This is a genomic window from Stenotrophomonas veracruzanensis (genome assembly GCF_032911525.1).
GTDB lineage: Bacteria > Pseudomonadota > Gammaproteobacteria > Xanthomonadales > Xanthomonadaceae > Stenotrophomonas > Stenotrophomonas africana.
Genome location: NZ_JAWJTI010000064.1, coordinates 1 through 9233, shown reverse-complemented (window position 1 = coordinate 9233; position 9233 = coordinate 1). Strand labels below are relative to the sequence as shown.

Here is a 9233-nt window from a genome sequence, read left to right as displayed (position 1 = left end):
GGAGGGGATTAAGTCGTTTGTGCACAAACGACTTAATCCCCTCCGTCCCCTTTTTGTGCCAACCAAGGTTGACACCTACCAGAGCAGGGGTCCCCTTTTTGCGATCAGCCCTTGGCGGCCCTGAACGCCACGCGTGCAGCGGCCAGCGTCGCTTCGATCACCGCATCGTTGTGCGCACTGGACAGGAAGCCGGCCTCGTACGCCGACGGTGCCAGGAACACGCCCTGGTCCAGCATCGCGTGGAAGAAGCGGTTGAACGCCGGGATGTCACAGGCGGTGGCCTGCGCATAGGTCTCCACCTTCTCGCTGGTGAAGAACAGCCCGAACATCGCACCCACGCAGGTGGTGGTCACGGCCACGCCGGCGTCGGCGGCGGCCGCTTCCAGGCCGGCGCACAGGCGCGCGGTGCGCTCGGCCAGATCGGCGTGGAAGCCGGGTTGCTGGATCAGTTCCAGCATCGCCAGGCCAGCGGCCATCGCCACCGGATTGCCGCTCAGCGTACCGGCCTGGTAGATCGGGCCGGCCGGTGCGATCTGCTGCATCAGCTCGCGGCGACCGCCATAAGCACCCACCGGCATGCCGCCGCCGATGATCTTGCCGAAGGTGGTCAGGTCCGGAGTGATGCCGTAGTGCGCCTGCGCACCGCCGAGGGCGACGCGGAAGCCGGTCATCACCTCGTCGAAGATCAGCAGCGCGCCATGCTTCGTGCACAGTTCGCGCAGGTGCTGCAGATAGCCGTCGCGCGGCGGAATGCAGTTTGCGTTGCCAACCACCGGCTCGATGATCAGGCCGGCGATGTCGTCACCCTGTTGCTCGAACAGCGCAGTGGCGGCTTCGAAATCGTTGTAGGGCAGGGTCAGGGTCAGTTCGCTCAGTCCAGCCGGGACGCCCGGCGAGGTCGGCACGCCCAGGGTCAGCATGCCGCTGCCGGCCTTGACCAGGAACGAGTCGCCATGGCCGTGGTAGCAGCCTTCGAATTTCACGATGCGGTTGCGGCCGGTGGCGCCACGCGCCAGGCGGATCGCCGACAGCGTGGCTTCGGTACCGGAGTTGACCATGCGCACCATCTCGCACGACGGCACCAGACGGGTGATGGTCTCGGCCATGGTCACTTCGGCCGCGCACGGCGCACCGAACGACAGGCCGTTGTCGATCGCCTTCTTCACCGCCTGGCGCACCGCCGGGTGGTTGTGGCCGACGATCATCGGGCCCCAGGAACCGACGTAGTCGATGTAGCGGTTGCCGTCGACGTCGTACAGGTAGGCGCCGTCGGCGCGTTCGACGAAAAACGGCTCGCCGCCGACCGACTTGAACGCGCGCACCGGCGAATTGACGCCGCCCGGCAGCAGCTGCTGGGCACGGGAGAACAGGGCGTGGGAGTGATCGTGGTTCATGCGGATTTCCTGGGCATTACGCGAACTGGGCGAGGAAGGCGCGCTGGGTCGCGACCGGGTCTTCGGCGGCGAACACGCTGCTGACCACGGCGACCAGATCGGCGCCGGCGTCGATGGTGGGACCGACATTGTCCGGCGTCAGGCCGCCGATCGCCACCCGCGGCACGCCCAGTGCGGCGCTTTGCCGCAGCAGGTCGGTATGGGCGCGGCTGCTGGTGATCTTGGTGGTGGTGGGAAAGAACGCGCCGAAGGCCACATAGCTGGCGCCGGCCGCTACGGCCTTTTCGGCATTGGCCAGCTGGTCGTAGCAGGAGGCACCGATGATGGCGTCAGCGCCGAGCAGGGCGCGCGCGCTGGGGATATCCCCGTCGGTGCCGCCCAGGTGCACGCCGGCCGCGCCCACTGCCTTGGCCAGTGCCGGGTCGTCGTTGATGATCAGCGGCACGCTGTGCCCCGCGCACAGTGCCTGCAGCGCCATGGCCTGCTCCCGTCGCAGCGCGTCGCTGGCGGTTTTGTTGCGGTACTGCAGCCAGGTAGCGCCAGCGGCCAGCAAGGGCGCGGTACGGGCCAGCAGGCGCGCGGTATCGGGCTCGTCCGGGGTGATCAGGTAGACGCCGCGGGGCGCCGGGGAAGCAGAAATCATTGATGGCTACCGGTGAGTGGACCGCGATGGGACAATGGCGGCCCGTGAATCCAGCCCTGATTATCCGATGAGCGATGCCACCCCCACCACCTTGCGCACCTGGATGTGCGTGGTCTGCGGCTTCCTTTACAGCGAAGCGGAAGGCTTGCCGGAGGAGGGTATTGAGCCCGGGACGCGCTGGGAGGACATTCCCGAGACCTGGACCTGCCCGGATTGCGGGGTGACCAAGGCCGATTTCGAGATGGTCGAGGTCGATTGACTGGAGGGCCACCCGGCCCATCCGGTGGGTGTGGACCGTTGGTCCACACACCGACTCCCTCAATGCAGCCGCGGCACCGGCCCGCCGAGGTCGATCAGCTTCTCGCGCAGCCACTGCGCATCGCTGGCCTCGGGATTGCGCTTCAGGTACTGCCCCAGGTCGTGGCGGGCACCGGCCAGATAATCGAGCTGCAGATAGGCCAGGCCGCGGTCGCGCAGCGCGTCGTCCTGCTCCGGGGCCAGCTTCAGCAGGCGGTCGGCACTGCGTGCAGCGCGGTCCCATTCGCCGGCCTCGGCGTAGACGCCGTGCAGGTTACGCAGCATGCGCATCAGGATCGCGCGCGCCGGCGCCGGGTCGAGGATCTGCGCCAGCACCTGGTCGTCGGGCATCTGCCCGCCCAAGTGTGATTTGGCCCGCTCGCGCAGTTCGTCCACGTCCAGCGGGCGGCCACCGTTGAACGGGTCCATCACCAGCACGCCGTCGTCCACCGGCAGACGCACCAGGAAGTGGCCGGGGAAGGACACGCCATCGAGCGGAATGCCCAGTCGGCGCGCGACTTCCATCTGCACCAGCGCCAGCGAGATCGGGTTGCCCAGTCGGCGTTCGAACACCTGGTTGAGATAGCTGTTGCGCGGGTCGTAGTACTCGTCGTGGTCGCCGCTGTAGCCCAGCTCGTCGAACAGGTGGCGGTTGATCGCCGCCATTTTCAGCGGGCTGTCGTCGATGCTCTCCACTTCCGAGCGGAGGTGCTCGACATGGCTCTGGATCAGCGCGTCATAGGTCGACGGCTGCAGATCGGGGTATTCATCGCGTGCGATCAGCAGCGCGGTCGGCAACAGTGGCAGCGCCTCGTCTTCGAGGTCGGCCAGTGCATCCCAGTCGGGGAGAGAGATCCGGTCCTGCATGACCACAGACTGGCGGCATTCGCAGGCGGTTTCAAGCGGTGCCGCGTGAAAAGAACATCGCCTTGGAAATGTCGTGTCGACCAAGGTCGACACCTACCACAGCCGCCGGCCAACTGTCAGAAGTGGGGCGGTGTGGGCTTGCAGGACCGCAGGCGCCATGGATGGCGCCTACGAGCCCCCAGGGGTGAGGGCGCTTTGCTTGCGATGCACTGCTTCGCAAGCGCCCGAACGCACAGCCGCCAGCGGCTGGGCCGGACCGCGGAGCGGGGTTTACGGCGTGTCCTGCATGCCCACACCGCCCCGCCATCCCTCGGTAACCCAGCTTTTGCCTTTGATGTTGATTCGGCGGGTGCCGGCCGCTGGCCGGCCGCATCGTCTACTTTTCGATGCCCGGGCCGAACTTCAGCTCCGTCCCATCCTTCAGCTTGAGCTTCTCGGCCTGGCCAGCGTTGAGTTCCAGCACATAGCGCGCCGGTCCACCGCTGGGGTAGGGCGGGCACATGTCGCCGGCAGAGCACGGCGGCACATCGCGCTGCTGGCTGACCAGCTTGCGCTGGCTGTCGAAGTACAGGATGTCCAGCGCGATCTTGGTGTTCTTCATCCAGTACGCCTGCATTTCTTCGCGGTCGTGGATGAACAGCATGCCGTGGTCGGCCGACATCTGGTCGCGGAACATCAGCCCGCGCGCGCGGGTTTCATCGTTGGTAGCCAGCTCGACCTGGTAGCGGGCGCCATCCAGCTCGACCCAATGGCGGGCCGCGTCGGTGGCGCAGCCGGTCAGGGCCAGCAGCGGAAGCATCAGCAGCGAACGCAACAGCGACATCGTCAGGATCCTTCGAAAGGGTCAGAGCACGACCGGCGGCTCGCCGCCGACGATCACCACATCGGCGCGACGGCGCGCGAACAGGCCGACGCAGACCACGCCCGGCAGCTGGTTGAGCTCGCGCTCCAGCTTTTCCGGATCGGTGATCTGCAGGTTGTGGATGTCCAGGATCTGGTTGCCGTTGTCGGTGACCACGCCTTCGCGCCAGGTCGGCTGGCCGCCGGTCATGTCGCGGATCTGGCGGGCGACCAGGCTGCGCGCCATCGGGATCACTTCCACCGGCAGCGGGAACTTGCCCAGCACCGGCACCTGCTTGCTCGGGTCGACGATGCAGATGAAGCGCTCGCTGGCCTCGGCGATGATCTTCTCGCGGGTCAGCGCCGCTCCGCCGCCCTTGATCAGGCACTTGTTGGCGTCGCACTCGTCGGCGCCGTCCACGTACAGCGACAGGTTGCCGCTGTGGTTCAGCTCGATCACCTCGATGCCGTGCTGCTTCAGGCGCGCGGTGCTCTGCTCGGAGCTGGACACGGCACCCTTGATGCGGTGCTGGATGCGGGCCAGGGCATCGATGAAATAGGCCACGGTGGAACCGGTGCCGACACCGACGATCATGCCGTCTTCTACGTACTCGATGGCTTTCTCGGCGGCCAGGCGCTTGGCTTCGGACATGGGAGAACTCTCAGGCAGGGAATCAGGATTTCTTTTCCAGCGACAGCAGCAGCTTCCACTGCGCGGCGGTCACCGGGAACACCGACAGGCGGTTGCCCTTGGCAACCAGCGGGAAGCCTTCACCGAGCGCTTCGGCGTGCAGCTTGATCTCGTCCAGCGCGATCACCTGCTTGAGCTTGCGGTCGAAGGCCACGTCCACCAGCATCCAGCGCGGGTTCTCGCGCGTGCTCTTGGGGTCGTGGTAGTCGGATTTCGGATCGAACTGGGTGTCGTCCGGGTAGGCCGTGCTGGCCACCGTGGCCAGGCCAACGATGCCCGGCACCTTGGTATTGGAGTGGTAGAACAGGATGCCGTCGCCCACCTGCATGCCGTCGCGCATGAAGTTGCGCGCCTGGTAGTTGCGCACCCCGTTCCAGGGTTCGACCTTGACCTTGGCCAGGTCATCGATGGAGAAGGCGTCCGGTTCGGACTTCATCAGCCAGTAGCGCTTGCGGGCGGTCATGCGTTCACGGGGGCAGCGGAGGGGAACAGGGTGCCGTCTTCGGTGCAGATCGCATCCACCGGCACGTCCCACGACGCCACCGGCAAGGACTCGACCTGCTGCACCGCAAACGCAGCACCGACCAGCCAGGGCGGCGCCGGCCGATCGTGGCGGAAGGCGAAGCTGCGATCATACCAGCCGCCCCCCATGCCCAGCCGCCGGCACTGTGTGTCGAAACCCACCAGCGGGGTCACCACCAGCGCCATCTGCGCCGGTTCTAGGGTGTCTTCCACCGCCACGTCCGGTTCGGGAATGCCGTAGCGGTTGCTGGTCAGCGGCTGCCCCGGCCGCCACGGTGCGAAGCGCAGCACGTCGCCGGCCAGCACCGGCAGGCAGTAGGTGAGTCCTTCGGGCAGCTGTAGCTGCCAGCGATGCAGGGCGATTTCGCCATCCAGCGCCCAGTAGCCGGCCACGGCGCCTTCGCGCGGGGCGAACGGCAGGGCCAGCAGGGCATCGGCGAGGGATTCGGCGGCGGCGATGCGCTCAGCGGCGGGAAGGTCGCGGCGGCGTTGCCGCAGGTCGTGGCGCAGGGCCTGTCGCGGGTCGGTCATGGCAGCGTGCGGCAAGGATCAGCCGTCATTGTGCCGGAAAGAACAAGGGCGACGCCCGAAGACGCCGCCCTTGCTGGAATATTGCATTCTCCGCAATGTCGATGCATGCGAAACGACCTTGAACCCGGGGGCTCAAGTGGGAACGCTGGAGAACCATCGGGCTTCCCGCTACAAGGCGGACCTGCACTCCCGGCGCTGTCGCGCTCCCGGTGTCGTTCTTAAGGGACAAGGCGAATGTTTGCACATGCCGTCGAGTACCGCAGAGAACGCGTGGCCATTATAGCCAGCGTGCAGCATCTGGATAGGCCGTTCGTCGGCAACAGTCCGTGCCAATTCAGATATGAGAAAAGGGGACGGAGGGGATTAAGACGTTTCCAGCACGGAAGGGGCAAATGCGCCTTGATTCCCTCCGTCCCCTCTTCTATGGGGTGCCGTCGATCGCGCGGTCCAGGCGCCGGTTCAGGTCGGCCAGCGTCTGCTGCAGCGCCACCGCCTGGCGGGCGTTCTCGTCGCGCAGCAGCTGCAGTTCGTGGGCCAGGTTCAACGCGGCCAACACGGCGACGCGATCGACCGCGGCCATGCGGTTGCTGCCGCGGATCTCGCGCATGTGCGCGTCCAGCAGGCGTGCAGCGGCCATCAGGCTGTCGCGTTCATCGCCGCCGACGCCCACGGTGTATTCACGATCGAGGATGCGGACACTGACCGGTTCGGCGCTCATGTGTGCTGCTCCAGGGATTTGAGCCGGCTGATCATCGCTTCCACCCGCGAGCGTGCCTGCTCATTCTTGGCCAGCAGCGTCGAACGCTCGGCCACCAGCTGTTCCTGCTGGTGGCGCAGGCTGCGGTTCTCCTCGGCCAGGCGCTGGTTGCGGTCAAGCAACGCTTCCACGCGGGCAGCGAAGTCCTGCAGCTGGGCAAGGGGATCGGCGGGTTCCATGCGGGCACGATAGGCAAGCCGGGTAAGGGCGGTCAAGCGTTGTCGCAGCAAGGCTGGACGGCTGCGGAGAGGATGCCGTCGGGTTGCTACACTACGGGGTCTCACGGGCGCGCGCGTGCGCGCCCCGGGTTTCCTTTCCGAACGAGCCGCACGATGACCGAACTTCCCTCCGTCGACGACGTTACCCGCGCCAGCCAGGAACTGGGCCTGGGCGCCACCGCTGCCGAGCTGCACGGCGCGCTGTGTGGCTGGCTGGCCGCCGGCGGCGCCCCCGGCAACGACTGGCCGGCGCGCGTGCTGGCCGACGACAACCTGCCGCCGGTGGCCGCCGACAGCGTGCTGGGGCAGCTGCTGCAGGCCACCATCAAGCAGCTGGAAGACCGCGACTTCGCCTTCGAGCTGCTGCTGACCGACACCGACGACGTGTCCGCGCAGGCCGATGCCATGTTCAGCTGGACCCGTTCCTTCCTGGGCGGCTTCGGTCTGGGCAGCGGTGGTAACCGGCCAGCCCTGTCCGAAGAGGGCGAGGAAGCGCTGACCGACATGGCCAGCCTGGCGCGTGCTTCCAGCGAGGACTTCGAGGCAGGTGGCGATGATGACGACGAAGCCCTGTCCGAGATCGAGGAATTCATCCGCGTGGCGGTGTTGCTGCTGCACGGTGACGTGGTGCTGGCCTCGCGCCACCGGCAGCGCCTGAACTGATGGACATCAAGCAGCGCACCGGCATCGCGGCCGGCGAATACAAGCGTCGCCGCCGCCAGCTGATGGACATGGCCGGCGAGGACGCGATTCTGGTGCTTCCGGCCGCGGCCGAGAAGGTGCGCAGCCTCGATACCCATTACCCGTTCCGGCAGGATTCGGATTTCCAGTACCTGAGCGGCTTCCCGGAGCCGGAAGCGGTGCTGGTGCTGATCCCGGGCCGCCGCCACGGCGAGGCCATACTGTTCTGCCGCGAGCGCGATGCCGAACGCGAGGCCTGGGACGGCAGCCGTGCCGGCCAGGACGGTGCGGTAGCGCAGTTCGGCATGGACGATGCCTACCCGATCGACGATCTGGACGACATCCTGCCGGGCCTGCTGGAAGGCCGTTCGCGCGTCTACTACCACTTCGGCCGCGACGCGGATTTCGACCTGAAGCTGATCGGCTGGGTCAACCGTGTACGTTCGCAGGTGCGCCACGGTGCGCAGCCACCGCATGAGTTCCTTGAACTGGGGCACCTGCTGCACGAGCAGCGCCTGTTCAAGTCCGGCGCCGAAGTGGCGCTGATGCACCACGCCGCGCAGATCAGCGTGCGTGCGCATCTGGCGGCGATGAAGGCGGCCAGGGCGGGCATCCACGAGTACGAACTGCAGGCCGAGCTGGAGCGCGTGTTCCGTGCCAACGATGCCGTTCCGGCCTACTGCAGCATCGTCGGTGCTGGTCGCAACGGCTGCATCCTGCATTACCGCGACAACAACGCGCGTTCGCGCGATGGCGAACTGGTGTTGATCGATGCCGGTGCCGAATACCGCGGCTATGCCAGCGACATCACCCGCACCTTCCCGGTGAACGGCCGCTTCAGTGCCGAGCAGCGTGCGCTGCACGACCTCGTCGGCGATGCGCAGGCCGCTGCGTTGGCGCAGGCCAAGCCAGGCGTACCGTACGAGAGTGGCCACCTGGCCGCGGTGCAGACCCTGACCGAAGGCCTGCTGCGGCTGGGCCTGCTGAAGGGCACGCTGGAAAAGAACCTGTCCGAAGGCCTGTACCAGCGTTTCTACCGGCACAAGACCGGGCACTGGATCGGGCTGGACGTGCACGACGTGGGCGATTACCGCCTGGCAGGCGATTCGCGCCTGCTGGAGCCGGGCATGGCGTTCACCATCGAGCCGGGGCTGTACATCGGCGTGGACGATACGACCGTGGAACCACGCTGGCGCGGCATCGGCATCCGTACCGAGGATGATGTGCTGATCACCGACGACGGCCATCGGGTGCTGACCGAAGGTCTGGCGCGCAGTGCCGACGAGATCGAAGCGGTGATGGCGGGGTAAGGGGTGTTCTGCAGGGCTTGCAGCCCTGCACCTGCTTCAAGCCAGGACAACAGCAACAGCGGGCATTCCGTGGGATGGCGGGGCACTGCGGGTTTGCGGGGACGCCGTGAATCCATCCCTGGAGGCTTGGTCGCCGCATCCATGCGGCTCACACCCCGCAAACCCACAATACCCCGCCTTCGACAGGTTCACGGGGCTGTTGGTGGGTGCCGACCGTTGGTCGGCACATCTGTCAGATATCGAATGAATCATCCACGCATGGCGTGGATCTACTGGCAACTGCGATTGTTGGGGCGGGCGGCTGTTGGTAGGTGTCGACCTTGGTCGGCACAGAGCGAGCGCAGCGAGCGACCCGCTTCTGCTTTTCTTTATTTCTTTTCCGTGGTTGGACGCGGCAGGAAACTGTCAAAGGCCGGGCGGGGTGGGTTTGCAGGACCGTTGGCGCCATGGATGGCGCCATCGAGCCCCCATGGATGGGTTTA

The 9233-nt window shown here is 66.7% G+C and carries 12 protein-coding genes and 1 other RNA gene; 3 read left to right on the top strand and 10 right to left on the bottom strand.

What is annotated here, in order from left to right:
• Positions 1–104: 104 nt before the first annotated feature.
• Complete coding sequence (gene hemL, locus R1H25_RS20105; protein WP_317224446.1) at positions 105–1394, bottom strand: glutamate-1-semialdehyde 2,1-aminomutase; 1290 nt, start codon at positions 1392–1394, stop codon at positions 105–107.
• A gap of 16 nt (positions 1395–1410) precedes the next feature.
• Positions 1411–2037 (bottom strand): thiamine phosphate synthase, encoded by a 627-nt coding sequence (thiE, locus tag R1H25_RS20100; RefSeq protein WP_317224445.1) that lies wholly within the window; start codon positions 2035–2037, stop codon positions 1411–1413.
• 34 nt (positions 2038–2071) lie between these two features.
• Between thiE and R1H25_RS20095 the strand changes: the two genes are divergently transcribed.
• Positions 2072–2296 carry a rubredoxin gene (locus R1H25_RS20095; RefSeq protein ID WP_080354805.1) on the top strand — a complete coding sequence of 75 codons (225 nt, stop codon included), beginning with the start codon at positions 2072–2074 and terminating at the stop codon, positions 2294–2296.
• Between the two features lie 59 nt (positions 2297–2355).
• Here R1H25_RS20095 and R1H25_RS20090 read toward each other — a convergent pair whose 3' ends face one another.
• The 8 genes from R1H25_RS20090 to R1H25_RS20055 all read right to left on the bottom strand — a co-directional run bounded on the left by R1H25_RS20090 (position 2356) and on the right by R1H25_RS20055 (position 6721).
• A complete protein-coding gene (locus R1H25_RS20090; protein ID WP_057499634.1) occupies positions 2356–3201 on the bottom strand; it encodes a SirB1 family protein in 846 nt (281 codons plus the stop codon).
• Positions 3202–3577: 376 nt separating this feature from the next.
• Positions 3578–4024: a DUF192 domain-containing protein gene (locus R1H25_RS20085; protein ID WP_049449701.1), complete on the bottom strand. Its 447-nt coding sequence runs from the start codon at positions 4022–4024 to the stop codon at positions 3578–3580.
• Between the two features lie 21 nt (positions 4025–4045).
• Complete coding sequence (gene rpiA, locus R1H25_RS20080; RefSeq protein ID WP_006389802.1) at positions 4046–4693, bottom strand: ribose-5-phosphate isomerase RpiA; 648 nt, start codon at positions 4691–4693, stop codon at positions 4046–4048.
• Between the two features lie 22 nt (positions 4694–4715).
• Positions 4716–5195: an EVE domain-containing protein gene (locus tag R1H25_RS20075; protein WP_012512007.1), complete on the bottom strand. Its 480-nt coding sequence runs from the start codon at positions 5193–5195 to the stop codon at positions 4716–4718.
• Positions 5192–5785 (bottom strand): 5-formyltetrahydrofolate cyclo-ligase, encoded by a 594-nt coding sequence (locus R1H25_RS20070; protein ID WP_049449699.1) that lies wholly within the window; start codon positions 5783–5785, stop codon positions 5192–5194. Before R1H25_RS20070 ends, R1H25_RS20075 begins: the two co-directional genes overlap by 4 nt.
• Positions 5786–5868: 83 nt before the next feature.
• A non-coding RNA gene (gene ssrS / locus R1H25_RS20065) (6S RNA) lies at positions 5869–6054 on the bottom strand.
• A gap of 152 nt (positions 6055–6206) precedes the next feature.
• Positions 6207–6503 carry a cell division protein ZapA gene (locus tag R1H25_RS20060; protein ID WP_317224444.1) on the bottom strand — a complete coding sequence of 99 codons (297 nt, stop codon included), beginning with the start codon at positions 6501–6503 and terminating at the stop codon, positions 6207–6209.
• Positions 6500–6721 (bottom strand): TIGR02449 family protein, encoded by a 222-nt coding sequence (locus R1H25_RS20055; RefSeq protein ID WP_043034082.1) that lies wholly within the window; start codon positions 6719–6721, stop codon positions 6500–6502. The genes R1H25_RS20060 and R1H25_RS20055 overlap by 4 nt, the downstream gene beginning before the upstream one ends.
• Before the next feature lie 153 nt (positions 6722–6874).
• Between R1H25_RS20055 and R1H25_RS20050 the strand changes: the two genes are divergently transcribed.
• Both R1H25_RS20050 and R1H25_RS20045 read left to right on the top strand, forming a co-directional pair.
• Positions 6875–7423, top strand: a complete 549-nt coding sequence (locus tag R1H25_RS20050) for a YecA family protein (RefSeq protein WP_049449697.1) — start codon at positions 6875–6877, stop codon at positions 7421–7423.
• Positions 7424–7428: 5 nt separating this feature from the next.
• A complete protein-coding gene (locus tag R1H25_RS20045) occupies positions 7429–8751 on the top strand; it encodes an aminopeptidase P N-terminal domain-containing protein (protein ID WP_088480401.1) in 1323 nt (440 codons plus the stop codon).
• Positions 8752–9233: the final 482 nt, after the last annotated feature.

What these genes read in the sequence shown, in the direction of transcription:
- R1H25_RS20095 (WP_080354805.1), top strand. Translation starts at nt 2,072, where the DNA reads ATGGCGGCCCGTGAATCCAGCCCTGATTATCCGATGAGCGATGCCACC.
- R1H25_RS20070 (WP_049449699.1), bottom strand. Translation starts at nt 5,785, where the DNA reads ATGACCGACCCGCGACAGGCCCTGCGCCACGACCTGCGGCAACGCCGC.
- R1H25_RS20090 (WP_057499634.1), bottom strand. Translation starts at nt 3,201, where the DNA reads ATGCAGGACCGGATCTCTCTCCCCGACTGGGATGCACTGGCCGACCTC.
- R1H25_RS20055 (WP_043034082.1), bottom strand. Translation starts at nt 6,721, where the DNA reads ATGGAACCCGCCGATCCCCTTGCCCAGCTGCAGGACTTCGCTGCCCGC.
- thiE (WP_317224445.1), bottom strand. Translation starts at nt 2,037, where the DNA reads ATGATTTCTGCTTCCCCGGCGCCCCGCGGCGTCTACCTGATCACCCCG.
- R1H25_RS20075 (WP_012512007.1), bottom strand. Translation starts at nt 5,195, where the DNA reads ATGACCGCCCGCAAGCGCTACTGGCTGATGAAGTCCGAACCGGACGCC.
- R1H25_RS20060 (WP_317224444.1), bottom strand. Translation starts at nt 6,503, where the DNA reads ATGAGCGCCGAACCGGTCAGTGTCCGCATCCTCGATCGTGAATACACC.
- rpiA (WP_006389802.1), bottom strand. Translation starts at nt 4,693, where the DNA reads ATGTCCGAAGCCAAGCGCCTGGCCGCCGAGAAAGCCATCGAGTACGTA.
- R1H25_RS20085 (WP_049449701.1), bottom strand. Translation starts at nt 4,024, where the DNA reads ATGTCGCTGTTGCGTTCGCTGCTGATGCTTCCGCTGCTGGCCCTGACC.
- hemL (WP_317224446.1), bottom strand. Translation starts at nt 1,394, where the DNA reads ATGAACCACGATCACTCCCACGCCCTGTTCTCCCGTGCCCAGCAGCTG.
- R1H25_RS20050 (WP_049449697.1), top strand. Translation starts at nt 6,875, where the DNA reads ATGACCGAACTTCCCTCCGTCGACGACGTTACCCGCGCCAGCCAGGAA.